Source organism: Streptomyces speibonae, assembly GCF_984686075.1.
On the sequence record NZ_OZ480260.1, the window covers coordinates 6,622,712 to 6,640,486 of the forward strand.

17 protein-coding genes are annotated in these 17,775 nt (G+C 71.7%); 13 read left to right on the forward strand and 4 right to left on the reverse strand.

Annotation, left to right across the window (positions count from 1 at the left end):
* Positions 1-306: 306 nt before the first annotated feature.
* The 4 genes from AC5L3C_RS29785 to fabI all read left to right on the forward strand — a co-directional run bounded on the left by AC5L3C_RS29785 (position 307) and on the right by fabI (position 2,636).
* Entirely contained in the window at positions 307-591 is a 285-nt protein-coding gene (locus AC5L3C_RS29785; RefSeq protein ID WP_019522103.1) for a type II toxin-antitoxin system Phd/YefM family antitoxin, read from the forward strand.
* A 5-nt stretch (positions 592-596) separates the two neighbouring features.
* Positions 597-983 carry a type II toxin-antitoxin system VapC family toxin gene (locus AC5L3C_RS29790; RefSeq protein WP_493652052.1) on the forward strand — a complete coding sequence of 129 codons (387 nt, stop codon included), beginning with the start codon at positions 597-599 and terminating at the stop codon, positions 981-983.
* A gap of 160 nt (positions 984-1,143) precedes the next feature.
* Positions 1,144-1,863 carry a 3-oxoacyl-[acyl-carrier-protein] reductase gene (gene fabG, locus AC5L3C_RS29795; protein ID WP_493652054.1) on the forward strand — a complete coding sequence of 240 codons (720 nt, stop codon included), beginning with the start codon at positions 1,144-1,146 and terminating at the stop codon, positions 1,861-1,863.
* Between the two features lie 5 nt (positions 1,864-1,868).
* On the forward strand, positions 1,869-2,636 hold the full coding sequence (gene fabI, locus AC5L3C_RS29800; RefSeq protein WP_493652055.1) for an enoyl-ACP reductase FabI: 768 nt from the start codon (positions 1,869-1,871) through the stop codon (positions 2,634-2,636).
* An 85-nt stretch (positions 2,637-2,721) separates the two neighbouring features.
* On the opposite strand, the gene AC5L3C_RS29805 is transcribed toward fabI, so the two are convergent.
* On the reverse strand, positions 2,722-3,414 hold the full coding sequence (locus AC5L3C_RS29805; protein WP_493652056.1) for a FadR/GntR family transcriptional regulator: 693 nt from the start codon (positions 3,412-3,414) through the stop codon (positions 2,722-2,724).
* A gap of 81 nt (positions 3,415-3,495) precedes the next feature.
* On the opposite strand from AC5L3C_RS29805, the gene AC5L3C_RS29810 reads away from it, so the two are divergent.
* The 4 genes from AC5L3C_RS29810 to AC5L3C_RS29825 all read left to right on the forward strand — a co-directional run bounded on the left by AC5L3C_RS29810 (position 3,496) and on the right by AC5L3C_RS29825 (position 6,055).
* On the forward strand, positions 3,496-4,791 hold the full coding sequence (locus tag AC5L3C_RS29810) for a CynX/NimT family MFS transporter (protein WP_493652058.1): 1,296 nt from the start codon (positions 3,496-3,498) through the stop codon (positions 4,789-4,791).
* Positions 4,792-4,948: 157 nt separating this feature from the next.
* Positions 4,949-5,065, forward strand: a complete 117-nt coding sequence (locus AC5L3C_RS29815) for an SGM_5486 family transporter-associated protein (protein ID WP_125507614.1) — start codon at positions 4,949-4,951, stop codon at positions 5,063-5,065.
* A 200-nt stretch (positions 5,066-5,265) separates the two neighbouring features.
* On the forward strand, positions 5,266-5,472 hold the full coding sequence (locus tag AC5L3C_RS29820) for a hypothetical protein (protein ID WP_493652061.1): 207 nt from the start codon (positions 5,266-5,268) through the stop codon (positions 5,470-5,472).
* A 64-nt stretch (positions 5,473-5,536) separates the two neighbouring features.
* A complete protein-coding gene (locus tag AC5L3C_RS29825) occupies positions 5,537-6,055 on the forward strand; it encodes a SixA phosphatase family protein (RefSeq protein WP_493652062.1) in 519 nt (172 codons plus the stop codon).
* Between the two features lie 54 nt (positions 6,056-6,109).
* Here AC5L3C_RS29825 and serB read toward each other — a convergent pair whose 3' ends face one another.
* Both serB and AC5L3C_RS29835 read right to left on the reverse strand, forming a co-directional pair.
* Positions 6,110-7,318 carry a phosphoserine phosphatase SerB gene (serB, locus tag AC5L3C_RS29830; protein WP_125507620.1) on the reverse strand — a complete coding sequence of 403 codons (1,209 nt, stop codon included), beginning with the start codon at positions 7,316-7,318 and terminating at the stop codon, positions 6,110-6,112.
* 142 nt (positions 7,319-7,460) lie between these two features.
* The gene (locus tag AC5L3C_RS29835) at positions 7,461-9,149 is read right to left on the reverse strand and encodes a streptophobe family protein (protein ID WP_493652064.1); all 1,689 of its coding nucleotides are present in this window, start codon (positions 9,147-9,149) and stop codon (positions 7,461-7,463) included.
* A gap of 243 nt (positions 9,150-9,392) precedes the next feature.
* Here AC5L3C_RS29835 and AC5L3C_RS29840 point away from each other — a divergent pair, with 243 nt between their 5' ends.
* Complete coding sequence (locus AC5L3C_RS29840) at positions 9,393-11,927, forward strand: ABC transporter ATP-binding protein/permease (RefSeq protein ID WP_185930911.1); 2,535 nt, start codon at positions 9,393-9,395, stop codon at positions 11,925-11,927.
* A 91-nt stretch (positions 11,928-12,018) separates the two neighbouring features.
* On the opposite strand, the gene AC5L3C_RS29845 is transcribed toward AC5L3C_RS29840, so the two are convergent.
* Positions 12,019-12,780 carry a transglycosylase SLT domain-containing protein gene (locus tag AC5L3C_RS29845; protein WP_493652066.1) on the reverse strand — a complete coding sequence of 254 codons (762 nt, stop codon included), beginning with the start codon at positions 12,778-12,780 and terminating at the stop codon, positions 12,019-12,021.
* 479 nt (positions 12,781-13,259) lie between these two features.
* Between AC5L3C_RS29845 and AC5L3C_RS29850 the strand changes: the two genes are divergently transcribed.
* The 4 genes from AC5L3C_RS29850 to AC5L3C_RS29865 all read left to right on the forward strand — a co-directional run bounded on the left by AC5L3C_RS29850 (position 13,260) and on the right by AC5L3C_RS29865 (position 17,668).
* Entirely contained in the window at positions 13,260-15,350 is a 2,091-nt protein-coding gene (locus AC5L3C_RS29850) for a hypothetical protein (RefSeq protein WP_493652067.1), read from the forward strand.
* Positions 15,351-15,484: 134 nt separating this feature from the next.
* Positions 15,485-16,630 carry a GAF domain-containing sensor histidine kinase gene (locus AC5L3C_RS29855; RefSeq protein WP_493652068.1) on the forward strand — a complete coding sequence of 382 codons (1,146 nt, stop codon included), beginning with the start codon at positions 15,485-15,487 and terminating at the stop codon, positions 16,628-16,630.
* On the forward strand, positions 16,623-17,264 hold the full coding sequence (locus AC5L3C_RS29860; RefSeq protein ID WP_493652070.1) for a response regulator: 642 nt from the start codon (positions 16,623-16,625) through the stop codon (positions 17,262-17,264). Before AC5L3C_RS29855 ends, AC5L3C_RS29860 begins: the two co-directional genes overlap by 8 nt.
* A 158-nt stretch (positions 17,265-17,422) precedes the next feature.
* On the forward strand, positions 17,423-17,668 hold the full coding sequence (locus AC5L3C_RS29865) for a chaplin (protein WP_103542920.1): 246 nt from the start codon (positions 17,423-17,425) through the stop codon (positions 17,666-17,668).
* Positions 17,669-17,775 lie beyond the last annotated feature (107 nt).

Here is a 17,775-nt window from a genome sequence, read left to right on the forward strand (position 1 = left end):
CTGCGGTGACCATCGGAGGCAGTGAACCATGTCGCCCCGTTCGAGTTCCTCTGGAAAAGGGGTTGAGGACAACAAATCACCGACGGGTCGTGGAGGTGCCGGTGGGGAGGGGCGGCTGAGGATCTGGCGGCACGTCGTCGACCTCTCCCGTCCCTGGCGGATCTGGCCGCGGACATCGACGCCCTCGCCGAGTCGGTCGACGCCGCGCGTGGCAGCGGCACCCTGTGAAGGCGAGCATGGCGGGTCGAATGTAGGTACCCTCAGGGATATGTACGCACAACCTGCCTGCTGTGAGGGGAGCGCGGTATGAGCACCATTTCCGTCCGCGAGTTCTCGTACAACCCCAGCGCGGTCTTCGCCCGCGTCGAGAAGGGCGAGGCGATCGAGGTCACCCGGCACGGCAACGTGATCGCGATACTGTCACCGGCCGGCAGCCCCATGGAGCGGTACGCGCACCTGGTGGCGCAGGGCAAGATTAAGTTGAAGCCGGTCACGGCCGCCGAGCGCCACAGCATGCCGCACTACGAGGTGCCGGAAGACGTCGACCCCGTGGCGCTCCTGCTGGCCGAGCGCGAAGAGGACGACCGTTGATCTATATGGATACGTCCGCGCTGGTCACCTGGATGACCCGGCGCAGTCACTGGGGCGCGCTGGACGCCTTCCTTCAGGAACGGGCCACGGAACCGCCGGCCACCAGCACGCTCGGCTTCGTGGAGACCGTACGGACGCTGGACCTCATGGGGCACTTCCCGAAGGCCATGGAGGATCTGGACGCCCGGATCACTGAAATTCTCCTCACCCGAGAGGTTCGTGACGCGGCGGCTCTGCTGGTCGGGCGCCTGAGGACGCTGGACGCGATTCACGTGGCGAGTGCCCTCTCCATGAGGGACGACCTGACCGCCCTGGTGACCTACGACCGCAGGATGCTCGAGACGGCTCGCGCCGAAGGGCTGTCGGCTCACGCACCGGGCATGGCGGACTGACCGGGGCCACGAACTGTAGGAACCCGACAGGAGGCCACGGGAGCCACTGTCGGTGCCCCAATGTCCCGAGCGGGACCCGGACCGATAGGTTTTCGGTGAAGCCGCCTGTCATCCAGGTGTCCGGGCGGGTGGACCAGACCGCTATCGAAAGGGTGATCCGTTGAGCCGCTCGGTTCTCGTCACCGGAGGCAACCGGGGCATCGGCCTCGCCATCGCCCGCGCGTTCGCCGACGCCGGCGACAAGGTCGCCATCACATACCGCTCGGGCGAGCCGCCGGCCGCCCTCGCCGAGCTGGGCTGCCTCGCCGTCAAGTGCGACATCACCGACCCCGAGCAGGTGGAGCAGGCCTACAAGGAGGTCGAGGAGGCGCACGGCAACGTCGAGGTGCTCGTCGCCAACGCCGGCGTCACCAAGGACCAGCTCCTGATGCGCATGTCCGAGGAGGACTTCACCTCGGTCGTCGACACCAACCTCACCGGCACCTTCCGGGTCGTCAAGCGCGCCAACCGCGGCATGCTGCGCGCCAAGAGGGGCCGTGTCGTGCTGATCTCGTCGGTCGTCGGCCTGCTCGGCTCCGCGGGGCAGGCGAACTACGCCGCCTCCAAGGCCGGCCTCGTCGGCTTCGCGCGCTCCCTGGCCCGTGAGCTGGGCTCGCGCAACATCACCTTCAACGTCGTCGCCCCCGGCTTCGTCGACACCGACATGACCAAGGTGCTCACCGACGAGCAGCGCGAGAACATCGTGTCGCAGGTGCCGCTGGGCCGGTACGCCAAGCCGGAGGAGATCGCCGCGGCCGTGCGGTTCCTCGCCTCGGACGACGCCTCGTACATCACTGGAGCCGTCATTCCCGTTGACGGCGGACTGGGAATGGGTCACTGATCACCATGAGCGGAATCCTCGAGGGCAAGCGCGTCCTGATCACTGGCGTGCTGACCGAGTCCTCCATCGCCTTCCACGCCGCGAAGCTGGCGCAGGAGCAGGGCGCCGAGGTCATCCTCACCGCGTTCCCGCGGCCCACCCTGACCGAGCGCATCGCCAAGAAGCTGCCCCGGCCCGTCAAGGTCATCGAGCTCGACGTCACCAACGACGAGCACCTCGGCCGGCTGGCCGACGTGGTCGGCGAGGAGCTCGGCGGCCTCGACGGCGTCGTGCACTCCATCGGCTTCGCCCCGCAGGACGCCCTCGGCGGCAACTTCCTCAACACGCCGTTCGAGTCGGTCGCCACGGCCATGCACGTCTCGGCGTTCTCCCTGAAGTCGCTGACCATGGCCTGTCTGCCGCTGATGCAGAACGGCGGCTCGGTCGTCGGCCTCACCTTCGACGCCCAGTTCGCCTGGCCGCAGTACGACTGGATGGGCCCGGCCAAGGCCGCCCTGGAGGCGACCAACCGCTACATGGCCCGCGACCTGGGCAAGCAGAACATCCGCTGCAACCTCGTCTCCGCGGGCCCGCTCGGCTCCATGGCCGCCAAGTCCATCCCGGGCTTCGGCGAGCTGGCCTCGGTGTGGGACACCCGTTCCCCGCTGGAGTGGGACCTGAAGGACCCCGAGCCGGCCGGCCGCGGCGTCGTCGCCCTGCTGAGCGACTGGTTCCCGAAGACCACGGGTGAGATCGTCCACGTGGACGGCGGTCTGCACGCCATCGGCGCCTGACGGACGCCGCACCAGGGCCCGCCTCCCGCGAGGGAGCGGGCCCTTCGCACATCCCGGGGCCGGCCGTCCCGCCCTGGGGGACGGATCAGCCGCCGGAGGACGGCCCCGGCCGTCCCGGACGGCACACGAACGGGTAGGCGGCGGCCTCCTCGGCCGCCGTCGCCGCGTCGCCCGCGCGGATCGCGTCCACCAGCCGGCCGTGGTCCATGTGCGTCTCCGGGGACATGTCACCGCCGACGTCCTCGCGCAGCCAGTCCCGCAGCACCTCGCTCAGGTCCGCGTACATCGCGGTCATCACGTCGTTGTGCGAGGCGGCCACCACGGCGAGGTGGAACGTCGCGTCCGCCGCCACGAACGCCTCAGCGTCGCCCGACTCCCACGCCTCCTCCCGGCGCAGCAGCACAGTGTCGAGCTGCTTGAGATCCTTCTCCGTACGGCGCTCGGCGGCCAGCCGTGCCGCCGCCGACTCCAGGGTCGACCGCAGCTCGGCGATGTGCCGCGGGTCGGCGCCGGCGAAGCGCCGGTGCATCACGCCCGCCAGCTCGCTGGTGGCCACCACATACGTGCCCGAACCCTGCCGGATGTCCAGCAGCCCGTTGTGCGCCAGCGCGCGGACGGCCTCACGCACCGTGTTGCGGGCCACACCCAGCTGCTCGACCAGCTCCGGCTCGGTCGGAATGCGCGCGCCCACCGGCCACTCGCCCGAGGTGATCTGCGCCCGCAGAGCGGCGATGACCTGCTCGGACAGTGCCGAACGACGCGGATGGCTCAGAGGCATGACACACCTTCGCACGACAGGGGCGCCCCACGGCGGCCTCGGCATGGACAACCAATCATCCCATGATTCTATGATGGGCTCATGGCAAGCGAGGAAAACCGGACGCTCACGTCCACGACCGTACGCGCGCCGGCCGCGCCCCGAGCCCTGAGGCCCCCCGGCGAGAGCGCCGGGCACGGGTGGCGGACGCGGCTGCTCGTCGTCGGCATCGTGCTGGCCGCGCTCAACCTCCGCCCCGCCATCACCAGCCTCGGCGCCCTGCTCGAGGAGGTCCGCGACGGGCTCGGCATGAGCGGCAGCGTCGCCGGACTGCTCACCTCCGTGCCCCCGCTGTGCTTCGCCGTCTTCGGCGTCACCGCGCCCCGCCTGGCCCGCCGCTTCGGGGCCGGAGCCGTGGTCTGCGCGGGCATGGTCGCCATCACCGCCGGCCTGCTGATACGCCCCTACGCCGGCGGCACCGCCGCCTTCCTGGCCACCACCGCCCTCGCGCTGATGGGCATCGCCGTCAGCAACGTCCTGATGCCGGTCATCGTCAAGCGCTGGTTCCCCGACCGGGTCGGTTCCATGACCGGCCTGTACTCCATGGCCCTCGCCCTGGGCACGGCCTCGGCGGCGGCGGTGACCGTACCGCTGAGCGAGGCGCTCGGCGGGAACTGGCAGTCCGGCCTCGCCCTGTGGGCGGCCCTCGCGGCCACCGCCGTACTGCCGTGGATCCCGTTCGTACGGGAACGCGGCGGGGCACCGGCCGAGCCCGCACCCGCGCGGGACGCGGACACGCCCGCGCCCCGGCTGCGCATCACCCGCAGCCGCACCGCGTGGGCGCTGGCCGTCTTCTTCGGCCTCCAGGCCACCGCCGCCTACATCACCATGGGCTGGATGGCGCAGATCTTCCGCGACGCGGGCGTCCCCGCGGGCACGGCGGGGCTGCTCCTCGCCGTCACCATGGTGATGGGCGTACCGCTCGCCTTCGTCATACCCCGCCTCGCCACCCGGCTGCCCCACCAGGGCCCCATCGTGCTCGCCCTGGGCACGAGCGGCCTCGTCGGCTACGCGGGCCTGTACTTCGCACCGGCCGCCGGCGCCTGGGCCTGGGCCGTCCTGCTGGGCATCGCCAACTGTGCCTTCCCGCTGGCGCTCACCATGGTCGGGATGCGCGCCCGCACCAGCGCGGGCGTGGCCCAGCTGTCGGCCTTCGCCCAGAGCACCGGCTACCTGATCTCCATCCCCGGCCCGCTCCTGGTCGGCGTCCTCTACCAGCACAGCGGCGGCTGGACCCTCCCGATCACCCTGATGGCGGCCTTGATGATCCCCCAGGCCATCGTCGGCTACCTGGCCGGGCGGGACCGCACGGTGGAGGAAGAAGCGACAGCCGCCTGAGGGGGCACGCGCGGGGAACTGCGCGAACGGGGGTCCGGGGGCGAAGCCCCCCGGGGAACGGGACGGGAAGGGGCGGCGGGGCGAAACAAACACCTACCCCACCCCCCGACGCGAGCCCTCGAGCCCGCCCCGGTCCACCGGATGCGAGACTTGCCCCATGCCAGTCCTCGACCCGAACCCCCAGAACGGCCAGAAGAAGATGCTCCTGGTCTTCGGCGCGTTCTTCGCGATCTTCATCGTCATCGGCGTGGTGGCCACCGTCCTCGCCCCGTGACACCGCCACCGCCACCGCCCCGCCACCGCCTCGCGCAAGCCCATGGTGGTGCCAGCCCCACCACCCCCTAGGGGGCCAGGCTCAGGGTCAAGTGGGTGGGTCACCGGATGGGTTGGTCCCCGAATGATCCGTACCTTCGAGATGTGGCCGCGGACCGCGGCCCACCGACCGTACGAGGGACACGAGAAGCGGAGGCCACCATGGCGGCGCGCACGGACACCCGGCCCGACACGGCCCCCGGCGGCAGCGTCGACACGCGGCTGCCGTGGTGGGCCCTGGCCCTGCCCGCGCTGGCGTTCGCGGCGCTGCTGACCGTGGTCCTCAACCCCTCCGAGGCCCACGCCGCCGCCCACGAGCCCACCATCGCCCACCTCGTCGAGCGCGCGCAGCAGCTCATGACCCGCTGAACACCCCGCAGGCGCTGGTCAACTACCTGCGCCCCGTGGCCTGTTTCATGCGAAGCTGGGGTGCATGAGCGTCGCAGAACCCCACAGGATTGTCCTTTTCCGGCATGCGAAAGCCGACTGGCCCCCGGTGTCCGATCATGAGCGCCCGCTCGCCGAGCGGGGCCGGATGGATGCCGCGGTCGCCGGACGCAAGCTCGCCGATACCGGCATCGCCTTCGACCTGGCCCTGTGCTCCACCTCGGTCCGCACCCGGGAGACCTGGAAGCTCGCGGTCCACGAGTTTCCGCAGCGGCCGAAAACCGTCTACGAGGAGCGGATCTACGAGGCCTCACCCGGCGAGCTGATCGCCCTGCTCAACGAGACCCCCGACGACGCGCAGAACGTTCTCCTGATCGGTCACAACCCCGGCGTCCAGGGACTCGCGGACATCCTGGCCGGTACGGCCGAGGGCGACACCCGCGAGCGCATGAACCGCCGCGGCTACCCGGCGGCCGCCTTCGCCGTGCTGTCCTTCACCGGCTCCTGGAAGTCCCTGGAGCCCGGTGTCGCCACCCTGGTCGACTACTGGGCGCCGAGCGAGTGACACCCGGCCGCGGGAGCGGGCGGCGCCGCGCTGCCGGCCCGCCCGCCCGCCGGCTCAGCCCACGTCGAGCGTGTCCGCCGCCTCGACCTCTTCGCGCGTGACGCCCAGCAGATAGAGCACCGTGTCGAGGAAGGGGACGTTCACCGCGGTGTGGGCGGCCTCGCGCACCACCGGCTTGGCGTTGAAGGCGACCCCGAGCCCCGCCGCGTTCAGCATGTCCAGGTCGTTCGCACCGTCACCGATCGCCACCGTCTGCGACAGCGGCACCCCCGCCTCGGCCGCGAACCGGCGCAGCAGCCGCGCCTTGCCCGCCCGGTCCACGATCTCCCCGGTGACCCGGCCGGTCAGCCTGCCGTCGACGATCTCCAGGGTGTTGGCCTGGGCGAAGTCGAGCCCCAGCCGCTCCTGGAGGTCATCGGTGACCTGTGTGAACCCGCCCGAGACGACGCCCACTTGATACCCGAGCCGCTTCAGCGTACGGATCAGGGTGCGTGCGCCGGGCGTCAGCCGCACCTCGCTGCGCACCTTGTCCACCACGGAGGCGTCCAGCCCTTCCAGCAGCGCCACCCGTGCGTGCAGCGACTGCTCGAAGTCCAGCTCCCCGCGCATCGCGGCCGCCGTCACCTCGGCGACCTTGTCCTCGCACCCGGCGTGCGCGGCGAAGAGCTCGATCACCTCGTCCTGGATCAGCGTGGAGTCGACGTCCATGACGACCAGGCGCTGCGCCCGCCGGTACAGTCCCGCCCCGACCACGGCGATGTCCACCCCGAGCCGGCCCGCGTCGGTCACCAGCGCGGTCCGCAGCGGCTCGGTCTCCACGCCGGACACGGCGAACTCCACCGCCGTCACCGGATACTTGGCGAGCCGGAAGATACGGTCGATGTTGCCGCCGGCCTGCGTTATCCGCGAGGCGATCGCCGCCGTCGCCTCCGAGGTGAGGGGGTGGCCCAGCACGGTGACCAGGGACCGGCCGAGACCGCGCGGACGGTTGTCGCCCTTGCCCGAGATGATCTCCGCCTGCATCTTCATCGACTCCGCCCAGTTGTGGACGGTCGCCCGCAGATCTCCTTCGAGCCCCTTGGACGGCGCGTTCACGAGCGCGCAGAGCACGATGCGGCCACGGGTGACGACCTGCTCGATGTCGACCACATCGACGGAGTAGGCGGCGAGGGTGTCGAAGAGCCCGGCCGTGATGCCCGGCCGGTCCTTCCCGAAGATCTTGACCAGAAGGGTGGGAACGTCGGAGGTCTGCGATGCGCTCATGGTGCTCCCACCGTATCCGCCCCCCAAGCCCCCCTGCCTCCCAGGTCCGCCACCCGGACAGCCCCCGGCAGCTGCGGGCAATCGCGCCGCTGGGGGCGGCACCGGCAAGCGCCGCAAGTGAAACCCCCGCACCTCAGCCGGGTCACCGCCCACCCTTCGGCTCACGCGGCGGAGGCGGAGGCGGAGGCGGCGGCGGCCCCTCATCCGGCCACGACACCCCCCTCCCCTCACCCCCCGACTCGCCCCGCCGGCCCCCACGCCCGGGCGGCGGCCCAACGGGCCCGATCACGGTGGGCGCCCCAGAAACGTCGTACGGCGGCCTCGCCCCCGGCGGCCGGGAATCCTCGGGCTCCCGCAACGCCTCGGGCGGCACACGCAAATACGGATTGGTATCCGGATTCGGCGGCCGATAGGGCCTCCCCGGCGCATACGGCCCCGCCGGCGGAACCGGCGAAACCTCCCCCCGAGCCACAGCCACCCCCACGGCCCGCCTCCCCACCGCACCACTCACCCGGGCAAGTTCCGCCCCGGCCGCCCCCGCACCCGCCCCCCACACCGCACCCAGCGGCAACGCCACCCCGAGCTGCCCGCGCAGCTCGATCCCCGCACCGAACGCGTCGAACCCGAGCACGGACAGCGACGCGTCCGCGGACACCTCCGTCAGCCACACCAGCAACGGCAGCGTCAACGCCGTAGCGGCTCCCAGACGCAGCGCACACCACCCCGCGAAACGAACCGCTCCCGGCGCCTCCGCGCCCACCGGCGTCCGCACCGCCGTCAGCACCCCCGCCAGCAGCATCATCAGCGCCGCGGCCACCCCCAGCAGCCACACCCGCCCGTCGAGCGCGGCCAGCCGTCCCAGCGTGACCGGTTCCTCGGCACCGGCCCGCAGCAGCTCGTCCACGGGGTGGGGCAGCACGCCGAGCAGGGCCCCGTCAGCCCGCCCGTCCCACGGCACGAACAGACCGACCCCTATCCCGAGCCACACCCCGTTCGGCGCCCCCAGCAGCGCCGCCCCGGCGATGCGCCGGGGGTGGTCGTCGCCGATCGCCGCGTACGCCGCCGCGGCGAGGCCCGCCGCCACCGCCACCAGCAGCACCGTCACCACCGCGGAGGCCGCCGGCCGCACGACCCGGTGCACGGCGTCCCAGCCGCGCGGCAGCGGCGTACGGCGGGACGCCAGCAACGCGACGAGCAGCACACCGGCCGACCAGCCGAGGCCCCCCAGGACCGTCGGCACCGTGTCGACAGTGAACCCGACCGCGGCCCGCGCCTCGACGAGGTCACCGACCCGGTCCGGCAGCAGCCCCCCGACATCGCCGAGGCCGGGAATCTCCACGCCGCCCACGCCCGGCAGATCGTCCAGCCCCAGAGAGCCCCCGTCGATGGTGATGACGTCGTGCCCCGCCCAGACCAGCCCGCCCGTCATCGCCACGAACAGCGCCACCACCGAGCCCGCTCGGGCGAGGAGTTCGGCGGGGGAGACCACAACTCCCGCCGCCCGCAGGGACCGCAGGAAGAAGTACGACAGCAGCAGCGCCCCCACCAGGCTCACGCCCAGTGGCGTGACCGCGACCGCCGTCGTCGCCTCCGCGCCCGACAGCCCGAACGCGGACACATCCCCGGACGGCGTGACCGATCCACCCGCGCCCAGCGCCACCACCGCGGCCGTCATCGGCCCCAGCGACCCGGCCGCGTCCGCGTCCAGCAGACGCAGCCCGAGTGCCGCCGTCCCCGCCATCCCGATCAGGGACCAGCTCACCGCGGCGACCGCGGACATCAGCACATCGACCCACGGCACGCGCGTGCCGGTACCCGTGGCAGTACCCATGGCAGACCCCCCGATCCGCGGCGCGGCGGTCGAGGCCGCGCATGTCCCCCTCGCGTGGTTTACCACTCTCCGGGTCGATTTCAACCCCGCCCGGGGGCGCTCTGTGAACGCCTTGGTGCGGGCTCGTGACAAGGCCCGACTTTCGGTCAGAGGGCCGGGCCTGGAATAGTTCCCCACGATGTTCGACATCCCTAGACTCCCTGCGATGGGGGAAACTCGGGGGACAACTCAGTGGGGCATGGAGTGCCGGAACTCGTACTGGAATCAAACGGACGTACCTGGACGCTCGATCCGTCCAGGGCCTACACCCTCGGACGCGATCCGCAAGGGGACGTCGTACTGGACGACGCCAGGGTCTCCTGGCGTCATGCCACGATCAGCTTCAACGGCCGCAGCTGGGTCATCGAGGACCACGGCAGCACCAACGGCACGTTCGTGCAGGGGCAACGGATCCATCATCTGGAGTTCGGCTCCGACACGGTGCTGAACCTGGGCAACGCGAACGACGGACCGCGCGTGACGCTGTCCGGCGTCGGTGCCGCGGCCGCCGCGCCGCAGGCACAGCCGCAGCAGCAGCCGTACGCCGCGCAGGGCGCGAACGCCGGCTGGGCGCAGCAGGCGCCGCCGCAACAGCAGCAGCCGCCCGCCCAGCCCGGCTGGCAGCAGCCGCAGCAGGCGGCACCGCAGCAGTCCGCGCCGCACATCCCGCAGCAGCAGGGGCCCGGCAGCGGCGCGGGGGCGCCGCCGGTGTACGGCGACCGCAGCCCCACCACGTTCCACCAGTTCTCCCTGGGCCGCGTGATGCGGATCGGCCGTGCGCTGGAGAACGACCTGGTCGTCTCCGACCTCCAGGTCTCCCGCAACCACGCCGAGTTCCACTCGACGCCCGACGGGCGCATGGAGATCCGCGACCTCGGCTCGCACAACGGCACCTACGTCAACGGTCTGCCGATCCCCAAGGGCGGCTCGCAGCTGCTCGGCCCCACCGACATCGTGGGCGTCGGTCACTCGACGTTCCGGATCGTGGGGGACCGGCTCGAGGAGTTCGTCGACACCGGTGAGGTGTCCTTCTCGGCCCGTCATCTGACCGTCACGGTCGACGGCGGCAAGCAGATCCTCAAGGACGTCTCCTTCGGCGTCCCCGAGAAGTCGGTGATCGCGGTCATCGGCCCCTCCGGCTCCGGCAAGTCCACCCTGCTGAAGGCGCTCACCGGCTACCGCCCCGCCAACCAGGGCGAAGTCCTCTACGACAACCGGAACCTCTACAAGCAGTTCGCCGAGCTGCGTCAGCGCATCGGTCTGGTCCCGCAGGACGACATCCTGCACAAGGAGCTGACCGTCAAGCGGGCCCTGAAGTACGCGGCCAAGCTGCGCTTCCCCGCCGACACCACGGCCGCGGAGCGCGAGTCCCGCATCGACGAGGTGCTGCGCGAGCTGAAGCTGGACATCCACAAGGACAAGAAGGTCACGTCCCTGTCCGGCGGCCAGCGCAAGCGCGTGTCCGTGGCCCTGGAGCTGCTCACCAAGCCGTCGCTGATCTTCCTGGACGAGCCGACCTCCGGCCTCGACCCGGGCATGGACCGCGACGTCATGCAGCTGCTGCGCGGCCTCGCCGACGACGGCCGCACGGTGCTGGTCGTCACCCACTCGGTGGCCGAGCTGGCACTGTGCGACAAGCTGCTCGTGATGGCGCCGGGCGGCTCGGTCGCCTACTTCGGTCCGCCCGAGGAAGCGCTGAACTTCTTCGGCTACGACACCTGGGCCGATGTCTTCTCCGCCTTCGAGAACTACCGCGACTACGACTGGGCGGGCCGCTGGAAGGGCTCGCAGCACTACCAGATGTACGCCGCGGACATCGACGCGGTGGCGCCGCAGTCCGTACAGGTCCCGGCGATGCAGGCGATGAAGCCGCCGAAGCCGCAGGGCTGGATGTCGCAGTTCGTCACCCTGGTGCGCCGCTACATCTCGGTGATCGTCTCCGACAAGGGCTTCCTCGCCCTGATGGTGATCCTGCCGGCGGTCCTGGGCGCGGTCAGCCTGCTCATCGACGCGGACAAGGGCCTGCTGCCCAATCCGCCCAATCCGCAGACCGGCCGGCTCATTCCCAACGGCACGGCGACCACGGTGCTGCTGATCCTCGCGGTGGGCGCCTGTTTCGCGGGTGCCGCGAACTCCGTGCGTGAACTGATCAAGGAACGGGTCATCTACGAGCGGGAGCGCGCCACCGGCCTGTCCCGCTCGGCGTACCTGATGTCCAAGGTGTTCGTGCTCGGCATGATCACCGTGCTGCAGGGCCTGCTGGTCGGTGTGATCGGCTTCTCCAGCCGGGAGATCCCCGAGGAGGGCCTGGTCTTCGGCGGCTTCACGCTGCTGGAGCTCTCGGTGCCGATCATGGCGCTCGGCTTCACCTCGATGATGTTCGGCCTGATCATCTCCGCGCTGGTGAAGACCGCCGAGAAGACCATGCCGCTGCTGGTGATGTTCGCGATCATCCAGGTCGTCTTCACCGGCTGTCTCTTCACCCTGCACGGTTCCATCGGCGTGAACCAGTTCTCGTTCCTGATGCCGTCGCGCTGGGCGGTCGCCGCCTCGGGCGCCACGCTGGACTTCAACAAGATCAGCCCGCCGGAGACGGCCGGGGACACCGACCCGCTGTGGGAGCACACGGTCGGGGCCTGGGCGATGGACATGGGCGCGCTGATCCTTCTCGGCGTGATCTGCGGCTTCTTCGTGGCCCGCTTCCTGCGCCGCCACGAGCCCGAGGTCATGCGCAAGTAGTCCGCGGTCCGACGACTCCGAAGGGCGGCACCCCGTCAGGAGGGTGCCGCCCTTCGGCGTCTGTGTTCGCGAGGTGAGGTCCGCGCCGACCTCAGTACGCGCTGTCGACGTTGTCCATGGTGCCGTACTTGTCGGCCGCGTAGTTGCAGGCGGCCGTGATGTTGGCGACCGGGTCGTAGATGTTCTTCGAGGTGCCCGGGACGTGGTACGCCTCGAACGTCGGCGGGATCACCTGCAGCAGGCCCTTGGACGGGATGCCGTTCTGGGCGTTGATGTCCCAGAGGTTGATCGCCTTCGGGTTGCCGGAGGACTCCCGCATGATGTTGCGGTGGATGCCCTCGTAGGAGCCGGGGATGCCGTGCTTCTTCATGATGTCCATGGCCTCGCGGATCCAGCCGTCGAGGTTGTTGCCGTACGTCTTCGGGGACGTCTTGGCGGCGGACTTCTTCACCGCGGCGCGCTCGGCGGCACGGCTCGCGGCCTCCTTGGTCTGGCGGGCCTTCTCCGCCTTGGCCTCCGCGGCGGCCTTCTTCTTGGCGGCGGCGGCGGCCGCGGCCTCCTTCTTGGCGGCGATCTGCTCGACCTTGACGCTGGCGTCGGCGAGCTGGTCGGTGACGTCCGCCTTGACGTCCTGGATCGGCTCGGTGCTGTACGAGACGTTCGCCGTGGAGGCGGCGGCCTCGGTCGTCGTGGTCGTGGCCGCGTCGCTCGGCACGGCCGAGAGGCCGATCGCGGTGGCGCCGAGGGCGGCGACACCGGCGACCGCGAGCTTGTGGTGCCGGGTCAGCGCACGGCTGTGGCCACGGGTGAGGACGTTCTTCGGGTAAGCACGACTGAGGATGTTCTTCGACATGCGGGACGGACCTCTTCGAATAGCGCGGAGGTCGCTCAACGTCCGGTGGGGACTTGGTGCTTCCGGCACAAACGCCGCGGGTTCGAACCCACGGCGCTGAGCGACGCAGCCATTCTTAGCGGCCGCAAAATGGCAGGGCAAAGGTGTGACGTACGAAGCCGGGTAGTGGATCCGGGGATGACAAATAGGGGCAGATTGGGCAGTACGCCCCGCTCGCGTGGGCAGTATGTCTCTCCTACTCCCCTTCGTACGTGATGTACGCCCTATGTTCGGCCTCACACCCGGCCCGCTGGAATCTCACGCCCAGTTGCTTGAGCAATGCACTGTGTGAGGTGCTCCCAAGGCGCGCGCGGGACGCCCGCGGGCCCGTGCCGGGCGTGTTCCGTATGCGTCCGCGATCTGTTTCCCCGCCGCACCCCTGGTGTTCGCCGTGCCCGGCTAGCTTCGCCTCCCCGACACGGCCCGCAGGAGGTACGTCCATGAGCACCCCGGCCCGGCACACCTCGTCCCGGCCGCCCTCGGCCACGTCGATGGCGGCCAGGCAGCGTCGGGAAGGCAACGGGAGCGGGGCAGGGAGTCCGTCCGCGAGCACGGCGGAGCAGGCCTTCCTCCAATTACAGTCCGCAGCAGGCAACCGGGCCGCCACCGTGGCGGTGCAGCGTGCCAGAGCCGCGGCCCCGGATGTCGCCGAAGCGTCCGGGCAGGCACCGGCGCTCCAGGAGATCGCGGTCGACGACGACTGGGGCGGGCAGCTCCTGGCCGAGCTCGAAGCGACCCGGCGGACAGCGGCAGCGGCCGAGGCGGCGGCCGGGCAAGCCATGGCCGCCGCCGGTGAGCGGGCCGGACGGACAGCGCATGCCGCCGTCGACGAGCAGACACGGGCCGCCGACGAGTGGGCCGGGCAGGTGGCGGCCGACGCCGACGACTGGGCCCGGGACGTGGTGGCCGACGCCGACGACTGGGCCGCGCAGGCGACCGGCGCCCGGGGGCAGGCCACGCCGACCGTCCCCGGGGGAGCGGTCCGGCAGGCATCGGCCGACGACGAGTGGACGCGGCAGACCTTGGCCGCGATGCAATGGGCTGAGGAGGCACCGGCCGCCGAGCAGCCGTCCCGGCGGGCCAGTACCGCCGCGCCGGCCGAGCGGACACCGGCGGCGACCCGGCCGGCGACCCCGCAACAGGAGACAGCCCCGCAACAGGAGACAGCCCCGCAACAGGAACAGGAACGGCCCCAGGAGGCCCCCGGGACCGCGGCCGGGACACAGTCGAAGCAGAGCCTGCGGGAACGGGCCGTCCAGCACATGGACCGGCTCAAGAAGCTCCTCGACCTGGGGGACAACCCGGCCAAGGGCGCCCAGTCCCCGGCCGCCTCCGGCCTCCACCACCAGGCGGGGACGGCGACGTCCGGCGGCGCGGCCAACAGCGGGCTGACGCAGGACGCCGCCGCCGCGGGAACGGCCACCGGGACCGTCAACCTTGCCACGGAGGTCCTCGGAGTCGTCGTCAACGCCCTCGAAGCGGTCAAGAACCTGAAGTCCGCCCGGCAGAAGCAGTCCGGGGTCGCGTACCACACGGCCCACAGGAAGGGCAGGACCAAGCGGACGGACGCGGCGGTCGGCGGCGTCAGCGCGACCTCCCATGCCGGGCTCATCGGCAGGGAGGCGGCCAGGGCCCAGCAAGCGGCCCACGCCGCGAGCGCCGCTCAGGCGGGCGATGCCGCGGCGGCCACCGCCAGGCACGCGCAGACGGTCGTGACCTCCACCGAGGTGGCGGGTGGCCTCAGCGCGGTCAGCGGCGCGGTGAAGGCCGGACGCGCCGGCTACAAGGTCACCCACGCGGTCCGCAAGCGCCGGGAGATCACCAAGGTCGAGAACCGCTTCGAGGCGGAGCTGACCCGGCTGGAGCAGGCGGTCAGGAGGGCCGAGGAGGAGTCCGGCAACGCCGAGGCGGCCCGAGCGGCCTACGAGCGGGCCGCGCAGGACGCGGGGGAGCTGAAGCAGGCACAGAAGTACGCGAAGAAGAAACAGACGGTCAAGGGGGTCAAGGAGACGCTGGGCGGCGTGGGCGAGGGGGCCAAGTCCGCCGGCGGCGCCGTGATCGTGGCCATCGCGGCCGGAGGGCTGGCGAGCACCCCGGCCGGCTGGGCCACCGCCGCGGCCGGAGCCGGCCTCATCCTCCTGGTGGCGGGCTACAAGGGAGGCAGGGCGGCGACGAAGCGCTACCAGGAAGCCCGCCACCCCGACCGCTACACACCCGAGGGCGACGCCGAGCAGCCGAAGAGCTGGGGGGAGGCGCTGCGGCACGCTCTGTCGTTCTGGAAGAAGGTGTCGAAGCACGAGCGCACGCTGATGGCGCACAAGATCTACCGGATGGCGGCGGGGCCCGGCGTCCCCGGGAGCGAGGCGGTCGCGGACGAGGTGCGCGCCTCCGCCCGGGAACTGCTCGTCGCGCTCAAGGCCGGCCCCTCGGACCACAGGGTGGACGACGAGGAGTGGCGCGCCGGCCTGAACGACCCGGGACAGAAGAGCGCCTGGATCAAGGAGATCGCGGAGCAGCTGGCCTCCGGGTGACCGGCGGTGTCCCGGGCCCGCCCGGCCCCCGCGGCGCACGGGCGGGCCCGGACCGTTCCTAGGACCATGGTCCCGGTCCCGGGGCCGCCCTCCGTCCGATCCGGCCCCGCCCGGCCGCCGGTACCGTGAGGACCATGAGCCACGGTCCCCGGTCCGGCCTCGCCGCGGTCAGTTCCGCGCTGCTGGCCATGAGCAGGCACCTCGAGGTGCGCGACGTCCTCAAGACGATCGTCGCCTCGGCCCGCGAACTCCTCGACGCGCAGTACGCCGCCCTCGGCGTGCCCGACGACCACGGCGGGTTCGCCCAGTTCGTGGTGGACGGTGTCAGCGAGGACCAGTGGAAGGCCATCGGCCCCCTTCCGCGACGGCACGGCATCCTCGCCGCGATGCTCGACGAGGCCGCCCCGCAGCGCCTCGCCGACGTGCGCCGCGATCCCCGCTTCGAGGGCTGGCCCAGCGCCCACCCCGACCTGGCCGACTTCCTGGGCCTGCCCATCCGCGACGGCGACGAGGTCATCGGCGCCCTGTTCCTGGCCAACAAGAGGTGCTCCAAGCCCGAGGGCACCTGCGGCTTCACCGAGGACGACGAGGAGCTGCTCGGCATTCTCGCCCAGCACGCCGCGATCGCCCTCACCAACGCCCGGCTCTACGAACGCAGCCGTGAACTGACCATCGCCGAGGAACGCTCCCGCCTCGCCCACGAGCTCCACGACGCCGTCAGCCAGAAGCTCTTCTCCCTGCGGCTCACCGCCCAGGCCGCCGCCCGCCTCGTCGACCGCGACCCCTCCCGCGCCAAGGGCGAGCTCCAGCAGGTCGCCGCCCTGGCCGCCGAAGCCGCCGACGAGCTGCGCGCGGCGGTCGTCGAGATGCGCCCCGCGGCGCTGGACGAGGACGGCCTCGTCGCCACCCTCCGCACCCAGATCCAGGTCCTGGACCGCGCCCACAGCGCGCGCGTGACCTTCGCGGGACACGGCGTGCGCGCCCTGCCCGCCGCCCAGGAGGAGGCGGTGCTGCGGGTCGCCCAGGAGGCGCTGCACAACGCCCTGCGGCACTCCGGGGGCGACCACGTGGACGTCACCCTGGACCGCAGGGGCGGCGGAGTGGTGCTGCGGGTCAGCGACGACGGCAGCGGGTTCGACCCGCGGATCGTGCGTCGCGCGGGCCGTCATCTGGGCCTCGTCTCCATGCGGGACCGGGCGAGCGGGGTCGGCGGCATGCTGACCGTGGAATCGGCGCCCGGCAAGGGCACCACGATCGAGATGGAGGTCCCCGGTGGCTGACGCAATCAAGGTGCTGCTGGTCGACGATCACCAGGTGGTACGCCGGGGCCTGCGCACCTTCCTCGAGGTGCAGGACGACATCGAGGTCGTCGGCGAGGCCGCGGACGGTGCCGAGGGAGTCGCCCTGGCCCAGGAGCTGGGCCCCGACGTCATCCTCATGGACGTCAAGATGCCGGGCATGGACGGCGTCGACGCGCTGCGCCGGCTCCGCGAGCTCGGCCACCCCGCGCGCGTGCTGATCGTCACCAGCTTCACCGAGCAGCGCACCGTGGTCCCGGCCCTGCGCGCGGGCGCCGCCGGCTATGTGTACAAGGACGTCGACCCCGACGCGCTCGCCGGGGCCATACGCTCCGTGCACGCCGGGCACGTGCTGCTCCAGGCAGAGGTGGCCTGCGCACTGCTGTCACAGGAGGAGACCGGCTCGGGCCCGGGGCGCGCGGGCTCCCTCACCGAACGGGAGCGCGAGGTGCTCGGGCTCATCGCGGACGGCCGCGCCAACCGGGAGATCGCCCGCGCGCTGGTGCTCTCCGAGAAGACTGTGAAGACCCACGTCTCGAACATCCTGATGAAACTCGACTTGGCGGACCGCACCCAGGCCGCGCTCTGGGCCGTACGGCACGGGATCAGCGGCTGATGCCGGACGCCGCGGCCGGACGGAAGGTTCCCCTCCGGTCCGAGATTCATACCGTAGTGGGAATGTCCCCCGGACGGCCGTATCCATCGTCGGCGCCGACCGTTCTCCAGTGCACGCTGCGGCGCCTGCCGCAGTCATCGCAAGGAGGGCTTTCGAAAGTGAAGAACCTGAAGAAGGCAGCGGCCGTGACGATGGTGGCCGGCGGTCTGCTCGCCGCCGGTACCGGCATGGCCTCCGCCACCGAGGGCAGCCACGCGCACGGCGAGGCCGTGGGCTCCCCGGGCGTCGTCTCCGGCAACGTCATCCAGGTCCCGGTCGACGTCCCGGTCAACGTGTCGGGCAACAGCGTCAACGTCATCGGCCTGCTGAACCCGGCCTTCGGCAACACCGCCGTCAACCACTGACGCCCCCAGCACCAGCCCCGGCCGCCCACCCCACGAGCGCAGCCGGGGCTCCTGCGTACGCGCATGCCGCACGCCGCGCAATCCGCGGACAGCCGCGCCGCGCAATC